The sequence below is a fragment of the Arthrobacter sp. Soil736 genome (assembly GCF_001428005.1).
GTDB lineage: Bacteria > Actinomycetota > Actinomycetes > Actinomycetales > Micrococcaceae > Arthrobacter.
The window spans coordinates 166,728-193,568 of the sequence record NZ_LMSB01000008.1; the positions used below are offsets into that span (position 1 = coordinate 166,728).

General features: G+C 67.5%; 19 protein-coding genes. 11 read left to right on the forward strand and 8 right to left on the reverse strand.

All coding sequences use genetic code 11. The annotated features are described in order from the left end of the window. Positions 1–300 precede the first annotated feature (300 nt). The 3 genes from ASG92_RS07080 to ASG92_RS07090 form a co-directional block, all read right to left on the reverse strand. Positions 301–1,149: a phosphatidylinositol-specific phospholipase C/glycerophosphodiester phosphodiesterase family protein gene (locus ASG92_RS07080; RefSeq protein WP_056626339.1), complete on the reverse strand. Its 849-nt coding sequence runs from the start codon at positions 1,147–1,149 to the stop codon at positions 301–303. Between the two features lie 200 nt (positions 1,150–1,349). Then, on the reverse strand, positions 1,350–1,625 hold the full coding sequence (locus ASG92_RS07085; RefSeq protein WP_056626341.1) for a hypothetical protein: 276 nt from the start codon (positions 1,623–1,625) through the stop codon (positions 1,350–1,352). 547 nt (positions 1,626–2,172) lie between these two features. Next, entirely contained in the window at positions 2,173–4,152 is a 1,980-nt protein-coding gene (locus ASG92_RS07090) for a hypothetical protein (protein ID WP_056626343.1), read from the reverse strand. A gap of 343 nt (positions 4,153–4,495) precedes the next feature. On the opposite strand from ASG92_RS07090, the gene ASG92_RS07095 reads away from it, so the two are divergent. Next, positions 4,496–5,926, forward strand: coding sequence for a potassium transporter TrkG (locus tag ASG92_RS07095; protein ID WP_082579358.1), 1,431 nt, complete (start codon positions 4,496–4,498; stop codon positions 5,924–5,926). Beyond that, positions 5,919–6,611, forward strand: a complete 693-nt coding sequence (locus ASG92_RS07100) for a TrkA family potassium uptake protein (RefSeq protein ID WP_082579359.1) — start codon at positions 5,919–5,921, stop codon at positions 6,609–6,611. Before ASG92_RS07095 ends, ASG92_RS07100 begins: the two co-directional genes overlap by 8 nt. Positions 6,612–6,617: 6 nt before the next feature. Here the strand turns inward: ASG92_RS07100 and ASG92_RS29175 are convergent, their stop codons facing one another. Together ASG92_RS29175 and ASG92_RS07110 are read right to left on the reverse strand one after the other, a co-directional pair. Continuing rightward, on the reverse strand, positions 6,618–7,001 hold the full coding sequence (locus tag ASG92_RS29175) for a hypothetical protein (RefSeq protein ID WP_200951902.1): 384 nt from the start codon (positions 6,999–7,001) through the stop codon (positions 6,618–6,620). 358 nt (positions 7,002–7,359) lie between these two features. Then, positions 7,360–9,258 carry an O-antigen ligase family protein gene (locus tag ASG92_RS07110; protein WP_056626344.1) on the reverse strand — a complete coding sequence of 633 codons (1,899 nt, stop codon included), beginning with the start codon at positions 9,256–9,258 and terminating at the stop codon, positions 7,360–7,362. A 234-nt stretch (positions 9,259–9,492) separates the two neighbouring features. Between ASG92_RS07110 and ASG92_RS07115 the strand changes: the two genes are divergently transcribed. Continuing rightward, complete coding sequence (locus ASG92_RS07115) at positions 9,493–14,214, forward strand: carboxypeptidase regulatory-like domain-containing protein (RefSeq protein ID WP_162256304.1); 4,722 nt, start codon at positions 9,493–9,495, stop codon at positions 14,212–14,214. On the opposite strand, the gene ASG92_RS28165 is transcribed toward ASG92_RS07115, so the two are convergent. From ASG92_RS28165 to ASG92_RS07125, 3 genes are read right to left on the reverse strand one after another with little or no spacing between them, the layout of a single operon-like run. Next, entirely contained in the window at positions 14,211–14,363 is a 153-nt protein-coding gene (locus ASG92_RS28165) for a hypothetical protein (protein ID WP_157372134.1), read from the reverse strand. The genes ASG92_RS07115 and ASG92_RS28165 overlap by 4 nt on opposite strands. Before the next feature lie 27 nt (positions 14,364–14,390). Beyond that, entirely contained in the window at positions 14,391–15,677 is a 1,287-nt protein-coding gene (locus tag ASG92_RS07120) for a M14 family metallopeptidase (RefSeq protein ID WP_056626349.1), read from the reverse strand. Continuing rightward, positions 15,674–16,063 (reverse strand): hypothetical protein, encoded by a 390-nt coding sequence (locus ASG92_RS07125; protein ID WP_056626351.1) that lies wholly within the window; start codon positions 16,061–16,063, stop codon positions 15,674–15,676. The genes ASG92_RS07120 and ASG92_RS07125 overlap by 4 nt, the downstream gene beginning before the upstream one ends. Before the next feature lie 294 nt (positions 16,064–16,357). Between ASG92_RS07125 and ASG92_RS07130 the strand changes: the two genes are divergently transcribed. From ASG92_RS07130 to ASG92_RS07165, 8 genes are all read left to right on the forward strand, one after another. Beyond that, complete coding sequence (locus ASG92_RS07130; RefSeq protein WP_200951903.1) at positions 16,358–19,546, forward strand: cytochrome P450; 3,189 nt, start codon at positions 16,358–16,360, stop codon at positions 19,544–19,546. 251 nt (positions 19,547–19,797) lie between these two features. Then, complete coding sequence (locus ASG92_RS07135; protein WP_240987033.1) at positions 19,798–21,138, forward strand: hypothetical protein; 1,341 nt, start codon at positions 19,798–19,800, stop codon at positions 21,136–21,138. An 11-nt stretch (positions 21,139–21,149) separates the two neighbouring features. Further along, positions 21,150–21,962, forward strand: coding sequence for a glycosyltransferase (locus ASG92_RS07140; protein ID WP_056626353.1), 813 nt, complete (start codon positions 21,150–21,152; stop codon positions 21,960–21,962). After that, positions 21,959–23,242 (forward strand): polysaccharide biosynthesis protein, encoded by a 1,284-nt coding sequence (locus ASG92_RS07145; protein WP_056626355.1) that lies wholly within the window; start codon positions 21,959–21,961, stop codon positions 23,240–23,242. The genes ASG92_RS07140 and ASG92_RS07145 overlap by 4 nt, the downstream gene beginning before the upstream one ends. An 86-nt stretch (positions 23,243–23,328) precedes the next feature. After that, positions 23,329–25,107, forward strand: a complete 1,779-nt coding sequence (locus ASG92_RS07150; protein WP_056626356.1) for a hypothetical protein — start codon at positions 23,329–23,331, stop codon at positions 25,105–25,107. After that, entirely contained in the window at positions 25,104–25,445 is a 342-nt protein-coding gene (locus ASG92_RS07155) for a hypothetical protein (RefSeq protein WP_056626359.1), read from the forward strand. Before ASG92_RS07150 ends, ASG92_RS07155 begins: the two co-directional genes overlap by 4 nt. Beyond that, a complete protein-coding gene (locus tag ASG92_RS07160) occupies positions 25,409–25,645 on the forward strand; it encodes a hypothetical protein (RefSeq protein WP_157372135.1) in 237 nt (78 codons plus the stop codon). Before ASG92_RS07155 ends, ASG92_RS07160 begins: the two co-directional genes overlap by 37 nt. Further along, on the forward strand, positions 25,642–26,694 hold the full coding sequence (locus ASG92_RS07165) for a hypothetical protein (RefSeq protein WP_056626362.1): 1,053 nt from the start codon (positions 25,642–25,644) through the stop codon (positions 26,692–26,694). Before ASG92_RS07160 ends, ASG92_RS07165 begins: the two co-directional genes overlap by 4 nt. The last annotated feature ends 147 nt before the right edge of the window (positions 26,695–26,841 follow it).

Sequence of the window (26,841 nt, forward strand, 5' to 3'; positions counted from 1 at the left end):
GACTCTCATCTCCACGCCGGCGACCTCAGGCTGAAGCACCGTCTTGAGCTTGTAGCCTAGCCGCGCGTGACAGCCTCGGCCATAGAAGGGGTGCACTTTTTCGGACAGGACCTCAACCCTCCCGCACTTCCCGCAGCGAAACGACCAACCCTCCCGCACTTCCCGCAGCGAAACGACCAACCCTCTCGCACTTCCCGCAGCAAAACGACCAACCCTCCCGCACTTCCCGGAGCGAAACGACGAACCCTCCCGCACATTGCGTGCGGGAGGGCCACATCGCGTGCGGGAGGGTGCAGGACGCTACTGCCCGCGGGCGCCCAGGAACTTGTCCAGCGCGGGAAGGTCGTCCGTGTTGATGTGGTCAACGCCGGCGTTGTGTAGCTCGGTCCACATGGCGTCGCGTGCCGGTCCCGACTGGTCCGGCGTGGCCCAGAAGCGTACGCGGTAGCCCTTGGCGTGGGCGGTTTCCACGTAGGCGCGCAGCTTGGTCCGTTCGGTCTCCGGCATCGGGCCGACGCCCTGCCAGGTGAACAGCTTGGTCCAGTTGTCGCTGACCAGCGGCATCAGTCCGGCCGGCATGCCGGAGGCGAGGTCGGCCGAGCGGCCGTCGAAGAATCCGTACCGCTTGGCCTGGGCCTTCATCGTGGCCAGCGGGCGGTTGCCGCTGACGACGGCGGTGACCGGTCCTGTGGACACCTTTCCATTGGCGAACCGGCTCATGAGGGCCGGGTGCTGCGCCAGTGCCTTCTCCACCGCGGCGTACGTGGGCTCGCCGTCACTCTTGATGTCGATCAGCAGCTGCAGGCTGCCGTCCCAGCCGGGGTAGACGCTGTGGCCGTCCCGCCGTACCAGCTCGTCCAGCGGGTCGAGGTACAGGCTCTCCAGGGTGACGCCGGCCTTGGCATCCACGAGGTCGTGCGCAACGCGGAGCTCGCCGTCCACCAGCCAGACGTCCGCCTCCACGCTGGTGAAGCCGTGCTCCAGCGCGTCCAGCAGCGGACGGTCATGCTCGTAGTCGTTGTGGGCGTGGGCTGCGGCGTGCGGCTGCCCCAGGACGACGTCGGACGCCGGCCCCGCCGAGGACGGGGCGGCAATTCCGGCCAGGGCCGTGAGGGCAACGAGTGCGGTGACGGTGCTTTTGATCAGCACAGGGTTCTCCTTCAGTGCGGGATGGGTCCGCCGCCTGCCTCCCGGATGGGAAGGCCCGACGGCGTGCCCCACCACACTGCCCTCCGGCAGCTAACGCTTCCCCACCGGAGACTGGCGCCCCGGTGAACAGGACATGTCGCGAGCTTTCGGCCACAAAAATGCCCCGGACCTGAATGGTCCGGGGCACTCGTGGCCACCTGTTACCGCTCGATGCAGACGGTGAGATCCACGTGGATGTCATCGTCGGCGACAAGGCGGTCCTGGAGGTAACGGGCAAGGCTCGCGTCGGTGGCAGTGTGAACGCTTTTCGGGACCGCTCCGCGCAACAGCGCCTGGGTGTCGGTGGACTTGACCACGTCCAGCGGCGCCCACCCACGATGGCCGGAGGTGAGACGTTCTATGTCGGTGCGGAAGGAGCGCTTGTGGTCCTCGCGGACGGTGGCGCGCAGATTGAACGGGATAAAAACGGTGGGCAAAGCGGTCCTTTCAGGAGGCAGCCGATCGTCGACGCCCCAGTTAGAACAAGGACCTGCCGGTGCTGGGTATTCCTTTGAAGCAGGTAACGAGTCCGAAGTCACGCCGCCGTCGATCAAGACGTCGGACCCGGCGATGAAGGTTGGGGTGCCGCCGCTGTCCTGGACCCGACCGGCACGTGGCTGGCCCACCCCACACCGGGACGCCGTCTGCGCTCGGCGAGACAATCCTGGCCACCGGATCAGCCTTGTCAGCGACGCGCACGCATCGTCGCAGCGGCTGGGCTCGTCCTCGCCGCCGCTATTTCCCGGCTGATGCTGCCGCCCCTCGGAGCATCACTGCTCGTAGCCGTCGTCCTCGGCGTTCTGGTTGGTGTGGTCGTCAGGCGCGAGCCCGTTCAGAGCGAGCATCCCGCAGGAAGCGACAGGAAGTGAGAGAGCGTCGGGAAGGAAGCGACGGGAAGTGAGAGAGGGTCGGGGAAAAGGCGACGGGAAGTGAGAGAGCGTCAGGAAGGACGCGACGGGAAGTGAGAGAGCGTCGGGTTGCGGGTCAGCCCACGTGGATGCGCGGGCGGCGCTCGCGGTCCGGTTCGTTTTCGCGGATGATTTCGCGGACCACGGGAGCCGTGTCCCCGCGGCCCAGGAGCAGGTACCGCATGAGGTGGGCCAGCGGGTTTCCCTCCGCCCATTCGAAGTACGCGTGGGGAATGACCCCCGTGCCGTCGCGCAGGGCAAGGAGGGTCGCGGCGATCGCGTTGGGCGCGGCCGGGCTCTTCGCGCGGAGGACGCGGTGGCCGTCCACCTCAACGCCCTTGACCTCCAGGACGTCGCTGAATTCTGACGGGTCCGTGACGACGATTTCCAGGAACATTACGTCCGCGGTCCCCGGCACCGGGTTCATGCCGCGCTGCTCCGCTTCCTTCGCGGCGTACTCCGCGGCGTCCCCGTCCTGCACCCGGTTGGCGATGAGGTTTATCCGCCCGTCGAACTCAAGCGTGTCGGTGACGAAGCGGCGGGCGTTATCGTCGAATTCGATCCGGTGCACGCGCAGCTCCGTGGTCCGGCTGATCCGGGAGACCAGCGAAATCACGACGATGCCCAGGATGAAGAACCCTGAGATGGCCAGGCCGTCCGGTTTTTCGATCACGTTCGCCGCCAGGGCATACAGCAGGATGAGTGTCAGGACGGAGAAACCGACGGCGGCACGTTGCCGCTTGTGACGCGCCGCGGAAATGCTGACGGCCAGGGCGCCGGAGACCATCATGGCCAGGATGCCGGTGGCGTAGGCGCCGGCCTGGGCGTTGACGTCGGCCTTGAAGCCGATGGTGATCAGGATGCTGATGGCCGTGTACACCAGGACCACCGGACGTACCGCCCGGGTCCAGTCCGGCGCCATGCCGTAGGACGGCAGGTACCGGGGCACAATGTTGATCAGCCCGGCCATCGCCGAGGCCCCCGCGAACCACAGGATCAGGATGCTGCTGACGTCGTAGACGGAGCCGAAGCCGTTGCCGAGCCGTTCATGGGCCAGGTACGCCAGCGCCCGGCCGTTGGCTTCGCCGCCCGCCTGGAATGCCTCGGCCGGGATCAGGACGGTGGTCACGAAGCTGCTGCCGATCAGGTACACGCTCATGATCACCGCGGCCGTGGTCAGGAGCTTGCGGGTGTTCCGGATCCGGTTCTGCAGCATCTCCTCCGGCGTGGCCCCCGAGGCCGAAACCAGGGGCATCATGCTGACCCCCGTCTCGAAGCCGGAGAGCCCCAGGACCAGCAGCGGGAACGCCAGGATGGCGGGCCCGGCGATGCTGCCGAGTCCGCCGTACGAGGTGAGTGCAGCGGTCCAGTCGGACAGCGCACCCGGCTGCGTGACGGCGTCGTAAATTCCCGTGCCGATGATGACGGCGTTCAGCAGCAGGAAGACGCCCACCAGCGGAATGGCGACGGCCACCGCCTCGGAGAAGCCGAGCAGGAAGACGCCGCCCAGGATCAGCAGGAGCAGCACCGTAATGAGGACCGCCTGGCCCTCCAGGAACGGCGGAAGGTAGGGGTTCTCCAGCATGTGGACCGTGGCGTCCGCGGCGGAGAGGGTGATGGTGATGATCCAGGATGTGGCCACGAACCCGAGCAGGATGAGCACAAAGAGCTTGCCCCGCCAGAACGGCAGCAGTTTTTCCAGCATGGCCACCGATCCCTGCCCGTGCGGGCTCTCCTGCGCCACCCGCCGGTACATCGGCAGCATGCCCAACAGCGTCAGGGCCACGATCAGCAACGTGGCCAGCGGGGAAAGCGCGCCGGCCGCGAGAGCCGCAATGCCGGGCAGGTAGGACAGCGTCGAGAAGTAGTCCACGCCGGTCAGGCACATGACCTTCCACCAGGGCTGCTGGTGCGCCCCGGCCTCGGCCACTTCCGGCCCCACCGGCTGGTGCACCTTGTGCTCCAGCAGCCACAGCGTCAGGGGGGTGCCTGGGCCAGTTTCCTGCTCCGGATTGGGCACGCTGGCGGGAACGGAATACTGGGCGGGTGCGGTCATGAATGGTCTTTCTGGGGTTCCGGGTGCATCGGTTCAGGCTCGGACGGGGCGACGGCGGGGGCTACTTGGTTGCCCTAATGAACCGGTAGATCATGTAGCCCGTTACGGCGCAGCCCAGAATCAGCAGGAGCCAGGGGGCGGAATCAGCGAGCATGGCCCGCCTCCGCTTGCGCGCTTCTGGTGGCCACGGGGTCCTTCGATTCGAATGGAAAGTTTGCTGATGACCACGGGAGCCTAGCACCGGGCACTTCGCGCGGCAGGCCGGGACCCGCGATCTTAACGCTTTCTTAACGCCCTCGTTCAGGCAGTCCCCGGCGGATACTGCGGTGGTAGCGTGACGCGTATGCGCGACGTTGCGGGTTCCAAAGGGCGGCAGGACGCCTCCGGTGGAGTCCGCCACGGCCATTGGCACCGGGCGTCGAAGGCGTTTCCGGCCATCCTGAACATTCTTGCGCCGCAGCACCCCGCCCAGGTGATCGTGCTCGGCTTCGCGGCGGCGGTTGCCGCGGGAACCCTGCTGCTGATGCTGCCGGCAGCGCGGAACGGGCCGGAGGGCGCCCCCTTCCTGGATGCCCTGTTCACCTCCACCTCATCGGTCTGCGTCACTGGCCTGATTACCGTTGATACGCCGGTGTACTGGAGCGGCTTCGGCAAGGCCGTAATTCTGGCCCTGATCCAGGTGGGCGGATTCGGCGTGATGTCGTTCGGCACCCTGCTCGGCGTGCTCATGGCCCGCCGGCTGGGCCTCCGTTCGCGCCTCTCGGCGGCGGCCGAAACCAAGAGCACCGGCTTCGGCGATGTCCGCCGGGTGCTGCTGGGCGTACTCGCCATCAGCCTGACCGTCGAGATTATCCTCGCCGGGATGCTCGCGGCCCGGTTCGCGGCCGGGTACGGGTACCCGCCGGACCGGGCGCTCTGGCACGGCGTCTTCCACTCTGTGTCCTCGTTTAATAACGCCGGCTTTGCCCTGTACTCGGACAACCTCATCGGGTTCGCCGGGGACCCCTGGATCTGCCTGCCCATCGCCGCGGCGGTGATCATCGGCGGGCTCGGGTTCCCGGTGCTGTTCGAACTCGGCCGGCAGTACCGCAAGCCCATCCACTGGAGCATGAACACCAAGCTGGTCCTGGTGGGCACCGCGGTGCTCCTCGCCGGCGGCACCGTCTTCCTCACCGCCGTCGAATGGTCCAACCCCGCAACGCTGGGAGCCCTCAGGCCCGGCGAGCGCGTCCTTGCCGGATTCTTCCAGTCGGTCATCACGCGCACGGCCGGATTCAACAGCATCGACATCGGCCAGATGTACCCCGTGTCCTGGATGGGAATGGACATCCTGATGTTCATCGGCGGCGGTCCGGCCGGCACCGCGGGCGGCCTGAAAATCACCACGTTCGGCGTGCTGTTCTTCATCCTGGCCACGGAGCTCCAGGGCGGGACGGCCGTGAACATCTTCGGCAAGCGCCTCTCACGGGCAGTGCACCGGCAGGCCATCACCGTGGTCCTGCTGGCCATCGCCCTGGTGGTGGGCTCCACCATGTTCCTGATGCTCATCACGGACTTCGGGCAGGAACGGATCCTGTTTGAAGTCGTTTCGGCGTTTGCCACGGTGGGGCTCTCCACCGGGATCACCGCGGCCATGCCGCCGGCCGGCCAGGTGGTGCTGATCCTGCTGATGTTCATCGGGCGCCTCGGCCCGGTCACCCTGGGCGCCGCGCTGGCACTGCGCGAACGCCCCCCGCTCTACGAATACCCGAAGGAAAGGCCCCTCATTGGCTAAGAACATTTTCTCCCGCCCGGCCGACCGCGCGGCGCAGGCCGACTCCGTCGTCGTGATCGGGCTGGGCCGCTTCGGCGGGGCGCTGGCGCTGGAGCTGGAGGCGCAGGGCACCGAGGTCCTGGGGATTGACGCGAGCGAAGAGATCGTCCAGTCCTACAACGGCCGACTGACCCACGTGGTCCGGGCGGACTCCACCAAGGAAGAGGTGCTGCGCCAGCTCTCGGTGCATGAGTTCGACCGGGCCGTGGTGGGCATCGGCTCGGACATCGAGGCCAGCATCCTGACAACGTCCCGCCTCCTCACGTTCCGCAAACCCCAGATCTGGGCGAAGGCCATCAGCGAACCGCATGCCGAGATCCTGAACCAGCTCGGCGTGGACCACGTGATCCGGCCCGAGCACGACATGGGCAAGCGGGTGGCCCACCTGGTCCGCGGTTCCCTGCTCGACTACGTGGAGTTCGAGGACGACTTCGTGATGATCCGCACCAGCCCTCCGAAGGAGGCCCAGGACCGCCCGCTCGGCGTGCTGGGGCTCCGGGACAAGTACGGAATCACCATCGTGGCCGTCAAGCGCCCCGGCGGCATCTGGGGCCACACCACGGCCCAGACCGTCCTTTACGAGGAGGACCAGATCATCGTCCAGGGCAGCAAAACCCAGGCGGAGAGATTCAGCAACATCCCCTGACGGACGTCACCGCGGCTCGATGAAGGTGACCTGCCTCAGGCTGGCGGCCGGCTTCGGTTTCACGGCGGCCGGCTGATGCTTGGCGACGGCGGCGGGCTTCAGATTGCCGACGGCGGCGGCCGGTTTCCGTTTGGCGGCGGCGGCCGGCTTCAGCTTCCCGACGGCGGGGGCTGGCTTTACCACGGGGATCCGCCTGACGCTGAGCTGCTCGAGATCCAGCAGCCGGCGCGCGCCGGTCCGGGCATCGATGATCCACAACAGGTCAATCTCTTCGAGCGTGCTGGCAACTGTCCCGCGGTGCGCGAGGCGTCCCCGGTGCCAGGCCTCGATCTCCTCCCCCGCCGAGAGCTCCGCGCACGAACGCACCTCAAGGTCCTCATCCGTCATCATCACTGGGCTCCTTTCACCGATCCGGTTCTGCATGCCCAGCCTGCACGATGAACTTTTCTGGAGGGTTTCGAAATAGTGCCCCTTGTGTGTCGGCCCTGTTTCCAGACGGGCGCATAACCGCACCACTTGGATATGGCCCCGCCAACCGGGCGCCCGGACAATACCACCGCCCGACGGAATTTCGACTTTTTCCTAAAAAACTGCGCCTTTCTTGATCCAATCCTGAGCCATTCTTAGGTTACGAACTTCTTATTCCGGAATGTTTAGAAAGAATTCAATTTGCCGGCCGCGAATTTCCACTCGGACAGGGCAATTATGCGTCTCGGATCGGGGCAGCCCGCCGGGGAATTCCCCACAGCTAGCGCCTGGACAACGCATCCGCGCGCTGGCTGGCGGCCTGGGCAGCTTCGGCATTGCCCAATCGCTGATAGATATTCGAGAGGATGCGCCACGGCGTGTCCAGGCCAGGATCCAGGGCCGCCGCGTGCTCCAGGTCCGCTATCCCCTCGGCGGCCCGCCCCAGGCCGAACTGCGCGACGCCCCGGTGGACATAGAGCCCGGTGGAATACGGGGCCTCCCGGACCAGGCCGTCCAGCAGATTTTTGGCCGCGCCGGGATCCCCGCTGTACAGGTACCCGATGGCCAGGGCCGTTCCCGCCTCCTGCGAGCGCGGCGTGCGTTCGCGCGCGAGGCTCCCCCATTCAACGGCGTACCGGGCCGCCTGCTGGTCCCCCGCCGTCGCCGGGCCGGCAAACGCCTGGGCGGCGAGCAGTGCGGTGTCGCTGTCCCACGGCCTGAGCTGCCGGGCCTGCTGGAACGCCTGGTCGGCTAGGACAACATCCCCCTCCGCGGCAGCCTTGGCGCCGGCGCCCATCGGCCATTCTGCAATGGTGGCCGGGACGGCAATGGCCAGGCCGGCCGCGACGAGAACCGCGCCGGCCGCCGTCGAAACCGCGGGCCGGAAGATGCCCGCAAAGATTGCCGCCAGCCTCGCCGGAATCACGCCGGCCATCGCCCGCGACCGGAGGACAGGGACGCCCGTGCCCTCGCACCCCACCAGTCCGCCGCACAGGAAAGCCACCACGGCCGTGGTGCCGATTGCCGTGAAGTGCGTCAGCAGCGCCAAACCGTCCGCGGCCACGGTCACCAGCACCACGGCAAGGTACCGGCGGTCTGCACCGTACTGGGCTTCCTTCATCCGCCGGACCACAGCAAACACGGCAACCGCGCCGAGAACCAGGACGAACGAGAGCAACGGGACGCCGCCTGCCGCCAAGAGTTGCAGGGGCCAGCTGTGCGGAGAATCGGCGGGGAAACTGTCGCCCACGGATCGGGCCCACTCCCCGTTCAGGTACGCCGGCAGCGCGTCAACGAAGCCGCTCGGCCCAACGCCGAAGACCGGATCGGCGCCTATCAGGCCGAGGCTCCGGTCCCATAGCAGCCAGCGTCCGTCCACGGTTCCCGCGGACAGCAGGCGGTCGCGCGCAGCGGGGACCAGCAGGACTCCGCCGGCCACGCCCGCGGCGGCCAGCATGGCACCCGCCGCGATTTTGGGCCGTGCCCAGGACCGGCTCCGCATCCACATGCAGGAGGCAAACAACGCCACGATCAGCAGCCCTGCCAGTGCCGCCCGGGAGCCGGAAAGGATCGCCACCCCGGCCGCGGCGAATAGGCCTGCATGCCGCAGCCACACCTGCCATCCGCGCTCAGAACTAGCGCCGGCGGACAGCACCCCCGCGATGACGAAGCCGACCAGGCCCTGGTCTGTGGCATTCCCCAACGTGGCGCCCGGCCGCACGTCAGCGGCCCCGCCCAGCGGCCGCAAACCCGCGCTTTCGAGCACTGCGATGAGCAACAGAACCAAGGCGACGGCGGCGAGCGGCATGCTGAGAAGCTGGCGTCTCCGGCCGGCCGAAGCGCCGCCCAGGACCTTCGCGCCCACCGCGAATACGGCCACGTACACCCCAAGGGTCAACAGTCCCTCGTAGCGCGGCCAGCGTCCGGCCATGCTGGCCAGCGGGGTATCGGACACGAGCATGGCGACGGCGCTCCACACCACGCAGGCGGCGGTCGCCGCCTGCACCGCCCAGGGAAGTCGGGCCCGCAGCGGAGACAGCAGGCCGGCAAGGACGGCGATGATCACCACCACGAGTTTGATCCAGACGAACCGGAAAAGGCCTCCGGGCTGAAACACCAGGATTGACCCTGCCATCAGGATGATGCAGAGCGCGGGCAGCCGGGTAATCGCTTGCTTCATGCGCGGGTTGGTGACCTTTCACGGGAGACTGCTCCAATATAACCGCCACGTTCTGACAAAGGACTATGGCAAGCCGACAAGAAGCATGGTTACTAACTCAATTGGACATACAGCGATAATTTCTGGAAACAGGGCTTTGAATGCCGTTTATAACGGTTACACTGAGGCGTTCTTTGACAATTAAATGGTGCAGCCCAGCTGCTGCAAGACCCATGGGGGGTAAAAATGCTCGCTTTGAGCAGGCGATTCCGTTTTCGAATCGCCGTTTTATTATCGGTTCTGTCAGCGCTGGTGCTGCTCGGCCTAACGCCGGCCAACGCAGCCGACCTGTCGGATGCTTCCATCAGCGGAAAGGTGACGGCCCCCGCGGGCGTCGATCTCGCTGCTACGCAGGTCTACGCATACGCGGCCGATGGGCATTCGTACACCGGCTACGGCCAGCTCAACGGCGACGGTAGCTACACCGTCACCGGCCTTCCGGCAGGCTCCTACAAGGTCCAATTCACGGGAAGCAACTCCGGGGCCCTAGACCAGTGGTACTCGGGCTCAACGTCCTTTGACTCAGCCACACCCGTCACCCTCTCGGCCGGCCAAAGCCTTACCGGCGTCGACGTGGTCCTGGTCAAGGGCGCCTCGATCAGCGGCAAGGTCACTGTGCCCGCTGGTGCCGACGTCACAGGTGTTGGTGTCATGGCCCTCGCGACGGAGAGCCCTTGGCAAAACGGCTACGGCCAAGTGAATGCGGACGGCACCTACACGCTCCGCGGACGTCCGGCGGGATCCTACAGGGTCCAGTTCAGCGGCAACAACTCTGGTGCTGCCAGCCAATGGTACGGCGGGGCCGCAACGTCCTCCGCCGCCACACCGGTGACGCTCACTGCGGGCCAGGATCTCGCCAACATCAATGCAACCCTCGTCCGGGGAGCCTCTATCAGCGGCACCGTGACCGCGCCCGCAGGAGTGGACCCCAGCCGTGGGCAAGTGAACTTTGTCCTACCGGGAGGCAGCTGGCAAAATTCAGTACAAATCGGTTCCGACGGCACGTACAAGGTGAGCGGCCTTCCGGCCGGCAGCTACAAGGTACAGTTTTCCGGGAACAGCGGCGGCTCGTTGGACCAGTGGTACCCAGGCGCCGCATCATTTGAGACCGGAACTATGCTGACCCTCAACGAGGGCGACGACCTCACCGGCATCGATGCCACGCTGGTGAAAGGTGCCTCGATTAGCGGAACTGTGACTGCACCAGCCGGCACCGATCTTGGCTCCATACAGGCCACCGTCTATGAAGCCAGTGGGCCAAATCCAAATTATGTGGGTTCCTCCTCTGTCAATGCCGACGGCACGTACAAAGTGCTTGGACTTGCCACGGGAAGCTACAAAGTGCAGTTCGCCGGGATGAACAGCGTCGTGCTGGAGCAGTGGTATGAGGGTGCCTCGACATCTGAAACGGCCACTCCCGTGGACGTTACGGCCGGCGAGGACCATGGTGGAATCAACGCCACCCTGGTGAAGGGCGCGTCTATTAGCGGCAAGATCACTGCCGCCGCAGGGGTCGACTTGGCCGGAGTTCGGGCGTACCTCTACCATTCGGACACCCTCTCGTATGCATCATCCGTCCAGGTCAGCCCGGATGGCGCATACCAGTTTGTGGGCCTCGCCGCCGGGTCATACAAAATCCAATTCAGCACAGGCAATTCGGGAGCCCTGGAACAGTGGTACGGCGGCGCCCCCACATCAACTACCGCCACCGCCATTGCAGTCTCCAGCGCCCAAGAGCTGACAGCAAACGACACCGTACTCGTCAAGGGCGCATCCATCAGTGGGAAAGTCACCGCGCCAGTTGGCGTCCAGCTCTCCGCCGTGATGGCGACCTTGTACAACACGGATAAACCCACGGCGTATCCGACGTACGCCTACGTCCAGGCTGACGGCACCTACAAGGTCACCGGACTCACTCAAGGAAATTACGTCGTCCTCTTTTCGGGGTACAACTCGGGAGCCTTGGACCAGTGGTACCCGAATGGCACGTCCCGGGAAACGGCAACCGTAGTCTCACTCGCCGCTGGCCAGGATAAGACGGGCATAAACGCCTCGCTCGTCAAGGGCGCAAGCATCAGCGGCAAGGTCACCGTTCCGGCCGGGGTGACACTGAACAACATCATGGTGTCTGCCTCCGGCGCGGGAAGCCAGTTCGGCACATATGCAAGCCTAAACGCCGACGGCAGCTACAAGATCAAGGGCCTTGCTGCTGGAACGTACAAGGTTAATTTCTCCAACTACAATTCCGGGGCACTGGATGAGTGGTACAACAACGTCCAGACCCAGGCCGCAGCCACGCCCATCGTCCTGGCCGCTGGCCAGGACAAGACGGCCATCGACGCCACTCTAGCCAAGGGTGCAACGATCAGCGGCAAGGTCACGCTCCCCAGTGGCGTGAGCCCCTACAGCATCAGCGTCAGTCTCTTCAAAGGCGCCGACACCTCTCCGATGTACTCAACCCAGATCAACAGCGACGGCACGTATTCACTCCGCGGACTCGCGGCCGGCAGCTACAAGCTGCAGTTCGGGGGCTACGGTTCGGGTGCCCTGACTCAGTGGTACAACAAGGCCACATCCTTGGCCATGGCGACTCCGGTGACGGTCACCGACGGCCAGGCCCTCACTGCCATCAACGCCACACTGGATAAGGGTGGCGTAGTCAGCGGCAAGATCACCGCACCCGCGGGGACCAACCTGGTTTCGGCACGAGTCTCCGCCACGAAGACCGGAGCCGCCAGCGAGTTCTTCTCCGCCGGCGTCAATGTGGACGGAACCTACAGCCTCATCGGGTTGGAACCCGGAACCTACAAGCTGCGCTTCCTCGGCGGCCGGAGCGGCGCTGAAGACCTTTGGTATGGAGGCGCGACAGTTGAGAATGCCACGCCCGTAACCGTGGCGGCAGCGCAGACCATTACCGGTGCCGACATGACAGTTGTTACAGGCGCCACCATCAGCGGCAAGGTCACCGGCGCCGCCACCTCCGGCTATCTGCTGTCCGTCCTGGATACCGCGGGCAACCTGGTCAAGAACGACTATACGGACGCGGCGGGCAGCTACAGCGTGGTTGGCCTCGCGGCAGGCTCGTACAAGGTGGCCTTCAACCGCTCCACGGGATACTCCCAAGAGGAGGCGCAGTACTACCAGAACCAGCCCGAATCCGCCGGAGTAGCACAGGCTCAGGCCATCCCTGTTGCTTCCGGGCAGACTGTCCAGGACATTGACGCGACGCTCACGGCAGGCGGTTCCATCAGCGGTACCGTGCTGGACAAGGCCGGGAAACCGGTTGTCAGTGCCCTCATTCAGGCATACACACCGGACGGCTCACTTGTCACCCGCAGCGCCATTACTAACAGCATCGGCAAGTACACCCTGGCTGGCCTCACCACCGGCAAGTACACGCTTAGGGTTCATGGAGCACTCTCCGGACGCGGGGACCTCTACTCCGGGAACGTGACCACCGAGGCTACGTCAACCAGGGTGATCGTTGTCAGGGGCAGCACCACAACGCACAACCTGTCCTACGCAGCGGTGGTGCAGACGCTCACTGCACCGACCCCCACCGTCAAGGGAACGGCCAAAGTGGGCTACGCGCTGACGGCGACACCGGGTACCTGGGGACCCACCCCTGTCACACTGAAATACCAGTGGAAGGCCAACGGCGTCGCGATCACCGGTGCCACCGCCGCCATGTTCAAGCCGACAGCGGCACAGGTGGGCAAGACTCTGACGTTTACCGTTACGGGCACCAAGACGGGCTACACCACGGCGACCAAGACCTCAGCCGCAACCGGAACGGTCATGGCCCTCAACCCTGCACTGACTGCACCAATCCCCAGGATCACGGGCACGGCCAAGGTGGGCTACACCCTGACCTCGGTTCCCGGAACGTGGGGTCCGGCGCCCGTCACGCTGAAGTACCAGTGGAAGGCCAACGGCATCGCCATCGCCGGCGCCACCGCCGCTGCATTCAAATCCACGGCGGCGCAGGTGGGCAAGACCCTGAGCGTAACGGTCACCGGCAGCAAGGCAGGCTACAACACAGCGGCCAAGACATCGGCAATCACCGCCAAGGTCGCCGTCGGAACCCTTACCGCGACAGTCCCGAAGATCACGGGGACTGCCAAGGTCGGATACACCCTGACCGCAACACCCGGCGCATGGGGACCGGCACCGGTCACTTTGAAGTATCAGTGGAAGGCAAACGGCGTCGCCATTATCGGTGCCACGGCAAGCACCTACAAGCCAGCGGCGGCAGTCGTGGGCAAGACGCTAACCGTCACGGTCACGGGTAGCAAGGCTGGATACACGTCGGTGGCCAAGACGTCGGTACTCACCGCACGGGTCGCCGTCGGAACCCTCGCCGCACCCGTTCCTGTGATAAGCGGTGCCGTCAAGGTGGGGTCCGTCCTCACTGCAACGGGCACATGGGGCCCGGCTCCCGTAACGCTGAAGTACCAGTGGAAGGCGAACGGGGTCGCCATCACGGGCGCGACTGCTGCCACGTACAGGCCAACAGTTTCGGACCTGGGCAAGACACTAACCGTCACGGTCACCGGCAGCAACGCCGGCTATGTGACGGTGGCCAAAACGTCGGCACTCACGGCAATCGTCGCTGTCGGGACCCTGGCCGCACCGGTCCCAACGGTCACGGGGACACCCACAGTCGGAGCAATTTTGACCGCGACGCCGGGCGAGTGGGGGCCGGCCCCGGTCACGCTGAAATACCAGTGGAGCGCGGACGGCGTGGCCATCACGGGCGCTGTCGCCAGCACTTATCAGCCGGTGGCGGCCGACGCGGGCAAGACGCTAACCGTCACGGTCACCGGGGCCAAGGCAGGTTATGCGACGGCTAGTCAGGCCTCCGCGGCCACGGTTGCCGTGGCCGCGGTCGCCGTCGCCACGGTCGCCGTGAGCTAGTCGGCAGCCTGCCCGGCCAAAGGCAGGTTGATGTAGCTGGTCCACGGCCGCTGCAGCCCCCAGTAGTTGAGGGAGTTGCGGCGGCCGTGTGGCTTAACGGTGGATCCGCCAGCGCCATCCGCCGCCAGGAACTGAGTGGCATAAATCACTTTTTCCTCATCCGACAGGGGCAGGCACTAGCCCCCTCGCCGCGTCGAGAACCGCTCGAGGATCCGTTCGAGCCGGCGGACGATGCGCGTCCACGGCCCGTACGGTCCCCAGATCTCCGGCGGGAAGAGCCGGCGCCAGAAGGTCAGGAATCGATCCGCGATGCGGTGCCACCAGGCGAGTTTCCAGCACAGGATCACCTGTACCCAGCTGGGGGTCGCGTACTCGCACAGGTTCACCAGGCCGGCGTCGACGTCGAGGATCATGTCCTTCATCTCGGCCCAGCTCGGGAAGAAATTCTGGTTCCTGTTGAACTCGATGCAGAAGCCGCCGAGCTTGCCCTTCCGCGGGTTGAGGAACTCGCGCGTGAAGGCCCAGTCCTCGCTGGTGCCGGAGGTCGGGTAGGTGGTGCTCCAGAGCCAGAAACCCTGCTTGCTCACGTACCCCTGGTTGCGGACGGCGTTGATCCCGTCGCGGAGCACGGCCGCGGCGGCCGTGACTTCCGGCAGCCGGGCCGCCGGGATGTATTCCCCGTAGGCGTCGCCGGAGACCCCGCGCTTCCCGTCCCAGGCGGTGTTCATGAACGACTTGGACGGGTCTGTGCTCTGGTTCTCGTCGTCGCCCCAGGGGTAGAGGACGTCCCCGCTGTAGGAGTGTACGTCCACGAAGTAGCGGGCCTTCGGGAACCGGTCCACGAGCCATTGGACGTTCCGGGCTTCCGGCTCGGAGAACGGTCCGGTCCCGTGGAAGATGTCTGATCCCGGATCGGCCGATGCCAGTGTCCCGGGATTCGCCGACGGGGAGAACTTGGTCTGGAAGTCCCAGAGGAAGTCGTAGTTGCGGTTGACGTCGACGCCGGCGCGTCCGGTTGAGCCGCCGCCGCTGGCCGGGTTGCGGTTCTTCCGCCACATGGCCTGGTTGGATCCGGCGGTCCCGCCCATGCTGTAGGCGCGGCCGTCCGGGTTGATGTCGGGGAAGACGACGACGTCGGTCCGGTTCACGATCCCGCGGACGTCCGCTGCGGAGAACGTCTTCGCGCCGTAGGCGAGACCCGCGTTGGCGGTGTACGCCTCGAGGAGGTCGGCGGCGAGGTTGACCAGGATGTCCGGGCCGCCCCACTCGCGGGCGTGGACGCCGCTGACGAACACGAGCGCAGGGCGGCAGCGGAAGCTCGGGTTGCCGCGGATCAGCAACGCGTGGCTGCGGCGTCCCTCGTGGGTGGGGTTCGGCAGCGGGAGCAGTTGCGTCAGGCGCGGGTAGGCGTTGTTCAGGCCGATCAGCGCCGACTCGATTTCGGTGACGTTGAGGAAGGTCATTGCCGTGCCTTGCCGGTCGGTCCGCCCGGTTTGCGGCCAGTGTCCCTGTGGACCTTGCGGCCCAGGCCCTGCGGCGCGGTGATGCCGCCGTCGTACCGGTCGCCGTCACCGACGTCGGCGAGGCGAACGCGCGCCAGCTCCGACAGATTGCTGCTGACTTGGATCTCGTAGCCCTCGGCGCGCAGGGATTCTATTTGCCGGGAGGTGAGGAACAGGTCCAGCCACCCTGTCCCGTCGCGGTTGTCACTGATGTGCGGGTGGTCGCCGATGTCGAATTCGCCCCGGCGGAGCAGTTCGTCGACCTGCTCCGGGTTGCCCTTGAGTTTGACGGCGAACTGGTCGTCTGCGCGCTCCGGTCCGCTGTCCTCGGCTGTCTGGTCCGTCATGGTTTGGCCTCGATCCGCTGGGTTGGTTCGGCACCCACGCACAGGGTACGGCAGTCTTCGGGCCGGCGACAGACCGCAGGCCTATCCCGGTCCGACGGCGAGGCTAAGCCACCACACTCTGTCCAGGCCATTTCAGTGACAGGACGCCAGCCGGAATGCGCCAACAGGCAAGGAAATTTCCCGTAGTGCCCCGGAACTGACCGGAGTATCCTGTGTCGAGTCCGGACAATGCCGCCCGGTCAGGCAGCAATTAGTGCGCACAAAGCGTCGATTGAGAATCGCCTAGGAGGTGCCATGACTTCGCCCAGCGTCCCCATACCGCAGCCTCCCACGAAGCCGGTGGTCGGCAACCTGCCCGACATCGACTCCAGCAAGGGAATCCTGGGAATAGCCGAGGTGGCCGAGCGGTACGGCCCCATTGTCCGCATCCAGTTCTTCAACCGCAGCGTCATCGCCATCTCCTCCCAGCAGCTCGTCAACGAAGTGTGCGACGAGTCCCGTTTCGGCAAGGTGCTGGGCGTTTCCCTGCGGGAGGTGAGGGACTTCATCGGCGACGGCCTGTTCACCGCAAGAACAGAAGAACCGAACTGGCAAAAGGCGCATCGGATCCTGATGCCGGCGTTCGGGCCTGCGGCGCTGAAGCGGATGTTCAGCGGCATGGACGACATCGCCGAGCAGCTGCTCCTCAAGTGGGAGAGGCTCGGCCCCACGGCCCGGATCGATGTTCCGGACAATGCCACCCGGCTGACGCTGGACACGATTGCCCTGTGCTCGTTCAGCTACCGTTTCAACAGCCTCTACCGGGAGGAGTTGCACCCCTTCGTCGGGGCCATGGTGCGTGCCCTGGTCGAATCCGGGAGCCGGGCGCGCAGGCTCCCGGTCCAGAACAAGATCATGCTGCGCCGGCGCCACCAGCTCGAGGAAGACAACGCCCTGATGTTCGAGGTCGCGGACCAGATGATCAGCGACCGGCGGCGCAACCCCAGCCCGCCGGGCAGCGAAGACATCCTGGACACCATGCTCAGCGCGGCGGACCCGGTGACCGGCGAGCGGTTGTCCGAGGACAACATCCGCTATCAGATGGTCACCTTCCTGGTGGCCGGGCACGAGACCACCAGCGGCCTGCTGTCCTTTGCACTCTACGAACTGCTGCGCCATCCGAATGTGCTGGCCAAGGCGCGCGCCCAGGTGGACGAGGTCCTCGGCACCGAGAGCGCCCGGTTCGAGCACCTGCCCCGGCTGGGATACCTGGACCAGGTCCTCAAGGAAACGCTCCGGCTGTGGCCCACCGCCCCGGGGTTCAACGTCGCCCCGTTCGAGGACACGACGCTCGGCGGCCAATATGAGGTCCCGGCCGGCCAGGGCATCCTGGTCCTGATCCCGCAGCTGCACCGGGACAAGGCGGCGTGGGGCGAGGACGCGGAGCTCTTCGATCCGGACCGGTTCTCGCCCGAACGTGCCGCGGAAATCCCCGCCAATGCCTGGAAGCCCTTCGGAAACGGCCAGCGTTCCTGCATCGGCCGGGGATTTGCCCTGCAGGAGGCCATGCTGTTCCTGGCCAAGCTCCTGCAGCGCTTCGACATCACGCCGGCGGACCCCGGCTACGAACTGAAGATCCACCACACGCTGACCATGAAGCCCGAAGGGCTGTTCATCAACCTGCGCCGGCGGAACGTCCGGATCGAAGCGGCAAGCGGGGCCGCCGTCGAACATGCCCGGCAGGTCGAAGCGACGGCCGCAGCGGCCGCCAACGGCGTCCCGCTCCGTGTGCTCTACGGTTCCAATGCGGGAACCTCCCAGGACTTCGCCCAGCGCATTGCCAACGACGCCGGGCGGCGCGGTTACAGCCCCACCATCGGTCCGCTCGACGACGCGGCCGGCGGACTGCCTACGGACGGGCTCGTCGCCATCGTGGCCTCCTCCTACGAAGGCCAGCCGCCGGACAATGCCCGGAAGTTCATGGCCTGGACCGAGGGCCTGCCGCCTGGCAGCCTCGACGGCGTGCGGTACACGGTGTTCGGCAACGGCAACAAGGACTGGGCGCGGACCTACCAGGAGGTGCCCAAGGCTATCGACGCCCGGCTCGAAGCCGCCGGCGCCGAGCGGATCTACGCGCGGGGCGAGGCCAACGCACGCGGCGATTTTTTCGGCGATTTCGACGAGTGGTACGCGGGATTCTGGCCCGCCGTGGACGGCGCGCTCGGGCAGAGCACCAGCTCGCCAGCCGCACAGCCCGAGCTGGAGATTCAGTTCGTGGGCAACGTCCGGGAGCCGCTGCTGCGCCAGAACGGGCTGGCCCTCGGCACGGTCGTGGCGAACCGGGAACTGGTGGACATGGGCAAGCCCGGCGCCAAGTCCAAGCGGCATGTCGAGATCGCCCTGCCCGAAGGGATGAGCTACCGGACGGGCGACTATCTGGCCGTGCTACCGCTGAATCCTAGCGAACTGGTGCAGCGGGCCCTGACCCGCTTCAACCTCGACTACGACTCGCACGTCCTGCTGAGCATGGAGCAGGGTGACACGTTCCTGCCCACGGGCATGCCTGTCGCCGTCGGCGAGCTGCTGAGCAGCTACGTCGAACTTGCGGTCCCGGCCACGCGGACCCAGCTCGAATATCTGTCCAATGTCGCCGAGGATCCTGCCCACCGCTGGGAGCTTGAGGCCCTGGCGGACGACCGCGAGCGCCATGCGGCCGAGATCCTGGACAAGCGCGTCTCCCTCCTGGACCTGCTGGAAACGTACCCGTCGTGCAAGCTGTCCTTCAGCTCGTTCCTGCAGCTGCTGACCCAGCTGGCCCCGCGGCGGTACTCCATCTCCTCATCCCCGCTCTGGAGCCCCGACCATGTGACCCTGACGTTCGCCGTCATCCAGGCTCCGGCGTGGTCGGGCCGCGGCGTCTTCGAAGGTGCCGCATCCACCTATCTCGCCCAGGCGCGGCCCGGGACCAGGGTCGCGGTGACCGTGCGTCCCTCGAATACGGCATTCCACCCGCCCCAGTCCCTGGAGGTCCCGCTCATCATGGTGTGTGCCGGAACCGGGCTGGCGCCCTTCCGGGGATTCGTCCAGGACCGGGCGCTGCGGGCCGAGGCCGAGGGCACCAAGCCGGCGCCCTCCATGCTGTTCTTCGGCTGCCGGGCCCCGGACACCGACTTCCTCTACCAGTCGGAACTGGCATCCTGGGCGGACGAAGCCAACCTCGATCTCCGGCCGGTTTTTTCCACCGTTCCTGAAGACGGCCGGAAGTACGTCCAGCACCGGCTCTGGGCGGACCGCGCCGACGTGGTCGAGCTGGTCAGGCAGGGCGCCACGGTCTACGTCTGCGGCGACGGCAAGAACATATGGCGCCGCAGGTCCGCGACACGTGCGCACAGATCTACCAGGAGGCGACCGGCGCCTCCGACGCGGACGCCGATGCGTGGATGGATGAGGTGGAACGCACGCACGGCAGGTACGTGGCGGACATCTTCACGTGAAATTCCCTAGGTAGGACGCGGTTCCCTAGGTAGGACGCGATATAAAAGCGAGTACTCACTACTGGTGTTTAACTGGCCGGGCCGGCCATATGCTCAATTTCCGGGCAGAGCCGGTCGGGGGTTTCGAATCCCTCTAGGGGCACTGGCTGGACTAGTCGCCGGGCCGAAGAATGACCAAGGCCCGGTGAGCGCTGGGGGACGTCAGCTTGCGCATTTTCCTGGACGCCCCCTGAACCAGCCGGTCCTGGCCGGAGTCTGTCCGTGGCGGGAAGTGCAGTGAACGGGGTTTCGTTAATGGACGGTGCAAACAACGAGGATGAAGCCCTCCAGATGATTCCCGGGCGAGGTGAGCCGGCTACCTGGGCGGTCGCGTCGCCACCGGTCCACTCGTCACCACCCGCCACCCGCCACCGCGACGACACCGCGGACGCCGTCGACACGGCCGACCCGGCCGACACCGTCCACACCAGCAACACCATCCGACCGACACCACCCAGACAGGGGACGACCATGCGCACCCGGCACACCAAGGCACTGCACTTCGACATCCACGGCCGCGTCACGATCCGCGTCGACGCAAAGGCGCCGGCAGCGGCCCAGCTCCGGAGCATGTTGGCGTGTTTCGCCACCGACACCGAACGGCCGGCCGACGTCGTCGTCGATGACCGGCCGGAGCCGATGCCGGATGCGGGTCTGCTCGAGCACGAGCTCGCGTATACGGGGAGCAGCGTGCGTTTCCAAGCCGATCGGGTCCAGGTCGTGAGGGACGCAGAGCAGTGGCGCATTCACGGGCCGGGCGAGCTGTTGACCTCCGTGGTCCCTGTTCTCGATGCCGCCATGGTCGGTCGAGGAGCCGGCATGATCCACGCGGCAACGATGGCGTACCGGGGTCACGCGATCGCGCTTCCCGCCGCCGGAGGGACCGGTAAGACGAGCACCGTCGCCAAGCTGATGCGGCGCGAGGGGTGGTCGTTCATGGGCGACGACTGGGCCTTCCTCGCCGAGGACGCCACGCTGCTCGGCTACGCGAAGCCGATGTTCATGAAGCCCCACCACCGGACCATCTACCCGCACCTGTTCGAAGGTGTCCGGAAGCCCCTCATCCCGTCACGGCTCTCGGGGACCGTCGGCCGTCTCACCACGGTGGTGCACCCGTACGTCATCCGTTATCCGCGCCTCGCGGACTTCTCCCGGCGATGGTCGCCGGAGCACCGCATGGTCGAGCCGGGGACCGCGTTCCCGGGGCGAGAAGTGACCACCTCGGCCCCGCTCGCGGCCGCCGTCTACGTCGAGCGCTTCGAGGGCGCCCGGTCTCGGATCGTCGAGCGGACGACCGAGTGGATGGTCGACCGAATGCTCGGCAACTTCCACATCGAGATGGCGGGCTTCTCGCAGCGGGTCGTGACCGGCCTGGCGGCCACGTCCGTCGTCCCGTGGCGCGAGCACTTCGCGGCGAAGGGGCTCGTGCTGAGCAAGGCGCTCGACGGACGGCCCTGCCACCTGCTGCAGGTGCCCTCCGTGTACACCGCTGACGAGGCATCGGACGACATCGTCCGGCATCTCGAGCAGCTGCTGCCGTCGGTCCTCGACGAGCAGGCCTGAGGGGGGACACAGTGGGTCACAGTCTTGCCGAGGTCACCGCTGTCGTTCCGGCCCGCAACGCGGAGCACATGCTCCCGCGCTGTCTGGAGTCCCTGCGTCAGTCCGGTGTCGCCGAGATCATCCTGGTGGACGGGTGCTCCACCGACCGCACCGTCGACCTCGCCCTCGAGGCCGGTGCCCGGGTCGTAAGTGACGAGGGCCGCGGCCTGCCGTGGGCTCGAACGCTCGGTGTGCGGAGCAGCAGCACCCGTTGGGTCCTGCTCGTCGACTCCGACGTCGTGTTCGGGCCCACGGGGGTCGCCGATCTGCTCACGGAGCTGGTCGAGGGCGGCTACGACGCCCTCCAGGCCGGTCTGGAGAGTGTCGGCGGACCGGGCTACTGGGGGCAGGCGCTGGCACATCACCATCGCACCGGCCGCAGCCGCAACTGGTTCGGGCTCGTGGCGACGCTCGTCGACCGAGACCTGATGCTGGGCGTGGGTTTCGACGACTCGTTCAAGTCGGGGGAGGACATCGAGCTGCGTTGGCGGATGCGGGAGTCAGGGCTGCGAACGGCGGTGTCACGCCGGGTCGTCGTCGAACATCGTTTCGCCGCAGACGACTTCGACTTCGCGCTCGACCAGTTCCTCATGGACGGAACGGGACTGGGACGGATGATCCGCAAGCACGGCTGGCGCGGTGCGAGGTTGGCGCTGCTGCCCGCCGCTGCGGCAGTCCGGGGCAGCGCCTTGAGCCTGGCCGCGGGCCAGCCCCGGTGGCTGCGCTACTACGCCGCCTTCTGCTGGTACAACTACGCGGGCCTGGCGAGGGGTCTCGCGTCGTGAGGGCTGAGCGCGGGACCGCTGTCACGGACGCCTCGACCGTCCGGCACTCCGCCCTGCGCAGCTCGCTCGGCCTCATCGTGGGCAAGGCCGCCCAGACGGGCGCGGGTTTCGCCTTCTGGGTCGTGGCCGCGCGCGCGACGTCCGACCGTGAGGTCGGGCTCACTACGGCCGCGGTCGCGGCGGTGATGATCTGCACGCAGCTCGCGGTGCTGGGCGCCGGGTCTGCCGTGATCGTCGCGGTGGGGCGAGGGGAGCCGCCCGCGCGGGTGCTGGACGCGGCGTTCGCCATCGTGGGGGTAGCCGGCACCGTGCTGGCCCTCGGCTACCTCGTGCTGACGTCGGCCGTGACGCCGGACACGGCGTCGGCATCGGTTCTCTTCTGGCTCACATTCCTCGTGGCTGCCGTCAGCGGCACCCTGGTCATCGTTCTGGACCAGGCGCTCGTGGCGTTGGGACGCGGTGCCAGCGCGACCTTGAGGTACGCGTTGGGCGGCGGGGTCTCACTTGGGGCTGCAGCGCTCGTGGCCTGGCAGGCGCACGGCGCCTCCGCCGACGTGCTGATGGCCTGCTGGACCCTCGGGACGACCGTGGCGTGCGTCGTCGGTGCGGTCCAGCTGCGAAGACTGGTCGGCTACCGGCCGCGACCGTCCTTGCGCCCGACGCGCGGCCGTCCACTGCTGGCGATGGGCATTCCGCTCCAGCTCCTCACGCTCACCGAGCGCGCCCCCGGGCTGGTGCTGCCGCTCCTGCTCGCGCACACGGTGTCGCCGGAGGCCGCTGCCTACTGGTATCCCGCATGGATGATGGCCTGGGCCGCCTACACCGCTCCGACGCTGATGGGCATCGTCCAGTTCTCTGAGGGTGTCCGCGACCCGGACCGCCTGGTGTCGACCACCTGGGCGAGTCTCCGTTGGTCGCTCGCCGTAGGAGGTCTGGCTGCCGCCGTCCTCGTCGTCCTCGCTCACCCGCTGCTCAGTCTGCTGGGGGAGCGGTACGCCGACTCGTCCGCCGACGCCCTGCGGTGGTTGGCAGCCGGACTGGTGCCGTACGCGGTGCTGCAGGCCTACAACGCCGTGTGCCGGGCCCGCGGTCACTACGCGGAGGCGATCGTGGTCGGCGTGACGCTCGGAGTCGCCCTCTGCGCCTCATCGCTGTCGGCCGCCGACAGGGGCGCCAGCGCCATGGCCCTTGCGTGGCTGGTGGTGCTCTCCATCGGGGCCGCGGCGGTCGGCCTCCGGCTGGTCGCCGTCCTCCGGCGCGTCACGCGGGACGCGCGATGACCGCGCGTCACGCAGCAGGGCGCGCGATGACCAGCACACAGCCTCAGGCTGGTCGCCGTCCTGCGGCGCGTCACGCAGGACGCGCGATGACCAGCACGCTCGATGCGACCAGCCGCACCAAGGGACGCTGGAAGCCCCGTGACGTGTGGTGCGCACTGGCGGGCGTCGTGTCGCTGGCGCTTGCCGCGGGGGCCGCCTCCACGGTGACCGTGCCCGTGAACAGCGACCTGGGGCTCGTCGGCGTGCTGCCCTACCCGTTCTGGGCGGGGGTCCTGCTTCTGAACGTCGCCTTCGTCGTGGCGCTGCGGGGGGATGCCGCGGGCCCGGCCCGCCGCCCGGTCATGATCTGGCTCGTCGTGGTGCTCGTGCTCGTGCTCTTCGGGACCGCAGCCTTCGTGACGGACGTACCGCGGGGTGAGGTCGCGTTCCGTCATCTCGGCATCGCCGACGCCCTCTCGCGCACCCAGGGGATCGACCCGGACATCGACGCGTACTTCAACTGGCCGGGTTTCTTCGCCCTCCTGGCGACGGCGCTCCGGGCGACCGGTCTCGACCCGGTGGCCGTTGCCCTGTGGGCACCGGTGGTCGACATGGGTCTGTGGCTCGCTGCCCTGGGCGTGCTGACGCGCTACCTGACGCGTGATCCGCGACGGCGCTGGCTCGTGCTCTGGATCTTCTGCCTCGGCAGCTGGCAGGACCAGGACTACCTGTCTCCCCAGGCCTTCGGCTTCTTCCTGCACCTCGTCGTGATCGCGCTGGTCGTCGGCCCGTTGGCCGCGCGGCCCCCCGAGTTCCGCGGCTTCCGACGCGCCGACCTGGCGGCGTGGTGGCGAGGGCGGTCGCCCGCCGAGCCCCGGCCGGGGCACCGGGTGAGCGCCCTCGCGGTGACCCTCTTGCTCGTCACGGTCATCTGCGCGAGCCATCAGCTGACGCCGTTCATGTTACTCATCGCCATCACCGCTCTCACCCTGAGCGGACGTGTCTGGCCCAGCCGGCTGCCCCTGATCACCGCAGTCGTGCTGGCGCTCTGGCTCGTCTACCCCGCGAGTGCATACCTCGTCGGGCACCCACCCCTGGCGGACGCAGGACTGGAGGCCGCGACCGAGGCGAACGTCGTCGACCGCCTGAGCGGGAACGCTGGGCACGTGCTCGTGGTGCAGGTCCGGGTCGTTCTCACCCTCGTGCTGTGGGCGCTCGCCGCGGCGGGGGCGGTGCGCGACTGGCGCAGAGGGCGTCTCGACATCCGGGTGGTCCTCCTCGCCGTCACCCCACTGCTGCTCTTCCCCGCGCAGTCCTACGGCGGGGAGATGCTCATCCGCGTCTCGCTGTTCGCCCTGCCCTTCATCGCCATGCAGGCGTGCTCGGTCCTGCTTCCCACGGACGGCAACACACGCCCCTCCTTCCGCGCCGCGGGGGGCCTTGCGCTCACCTGCTTCCTGCTGGCCGTGCTGACCGTGACGGGCCGGTACGGGAACGCCCGGTATGACGTCTTCACCGACAGTGAGATCGCCGCCGTCGCCGCCGTACAGCGTCTCGCGCCCCCCGGCTCGGCGATCATCTCGGCTGCCCACCCGACGCCGTGGCAAAGTGAAGACTACCTCGAACACAAGTACCGGACGATCGACGACCTGTGCCGGTCCGACTTGTCGACGGCGACGTGCGGCCCACTCGTCTACGGCTACGCCCGGCACAACCCTGCCGGTGCCGTCGTGCTGCTCACGCGCGCGTCGCAGGCGAGTCTCGTACTGAAGGGGGCCAGCAGCACGCGCGGCTTCGCCGAGCTGGAGGCGTGGCTGAGCGCGCAGGACGGCGTGGAGCTCGTGTTCAGCAACGTCGACGCACGCGCGTACCGGGTGACGCCATGAGCGGCGGCGGCGTCAGCCGGCCCACCGTGGCGCTCGGTCTCGCGGCCGTCGCGCTGTCGGTGGTGACGCTCGTCGGGCTGCCGACACCGCTGCAGACGGTCGCCGCGACAGCCGTCCTCGTCCTGCTCCCGGGGCAGGCACTGGCCCGACTCACGCAGGTGACCGATCTCGCGCTCGGCGCGCTGCTCGTCCTGGCGCTCGGCCTCGCCGCGCTCACGGCGGTGTCCACGGCGATGTTCTACCTCGCTGTGTGGTCGTGGCAGGCGTGCGTCGTCACGATGGGCGTCATCACCGTCCTCGCGTGCATGGCACGCGCACGGCAGGAGGCGGCGTGCTGATCGACCTGGCGGGACTGCTCGCGACTGCCGCCCTGCTCGTCACCCTCGTCGCGCTCGAGGTCCGACGCGCCGGACCAGAGACCGGGCAGCCCACACGCCCGAGGCTCCTCGGCCTAACGGTGAGCCGCAGGGTCGTCGCCGTCATTTGGACGATATACCTGCTCCTCTTCCTTCCACGCTTGCTGGGACTGCTCGCGTGAGCCGCGCGGCGCGGTGGTGGCTCCTCAGCGACCTCCACATGGGCGTGTCGGACGACGACCCCCGGCGCCCCGGCAGAATGCTGCCCGAGTTCCTGCGCCGCGAGGTGCTCGCAGCCTCCGGTCCGCAGCAGCACGTCGCCTTCGTCGGTGACACGTTCGAGCTGGTCGGGTTCGCCGAGGACGAGAGCCTGACCCGGCTCGAGTCCATCCTCGCCCGCCACCTCGACGCGTTCTGGGCGCTGGAGGCGTGTGCGGCGCGCGGCGTGCAGCTGCACTTCGTGTGCGGCAACCACGACGTGGAGCTGGCCCGGCCCTCGGTTGCCGCCCGCCTGTCGGCGCTGCTGTCACCCGTCGAGCCCACGCGGGTCCGGGTGCACCCGTGGTTCCTGCATGTGCCCCACGTGCTCGTGGCCGAGCACGGGCACCAGCACCACGCGCTGCACCGGATTCCCGAGGTGCTCCGCGCGGCGGTCAACGGCACCGACGAGCTGCACCTACCACCGCTCGCCGCCTGGAACGCCCATCCGTCGAGGTCGCGCCTGAGCCGTGCCGGGGCCGTTGCCCGGGCCTGCCTGGCGTCCGAGCTGGCGGAACGCCGCGTCCGGGAGCTCGCGTACGACGAGCTGTTGCAGACCGAGTCACTGCGGCTCGCGCTCGACGGGGTGGCCGTTCGGGACCTGGCGCGCCTGTCCCGGTTCCGGACGGTGTCGGCGCTCCTGGCCACCGCGACTCGCATGGTGCTCGGGGCCGCCGGGCGCAGAGTCGCCGGCGAGGAGGCTCCTGCTGCAGCGGGCCGGTTCGCACGTACCCTCGAGGCGCACGGTTCCGGGGTGGCCTGGTACGTCTCGGGCCACACCCACCGGGCCCTCGAGTCGGCGCTCGAGGCGTGCCCCACCCGGTACGTCAACACCGGCACGTGGTGTTCGGACGTCCGCGGTCGCGGACCTGACCAGTCGGACCGTCGGGCGTTCCCGTACGCCGTGGTCGACGTCGCCCGCGACGGCGCCACCAGCGGCGGGCTGCGGTACTGGCGTCCGGACGGTGGCTGAGCCTTACCGTTGTCAGCGCACCAACCTACTTCTTCAGCGTGAGCACCAGTGTCATTTTCAGCGGTCCAGGGGCGTTACCGCGCCGTGGGGGTCGAAAATAGGGGGCGGCTGGCTTACCGGCTGTAGCTTGACGGCGGGGACGGCTGC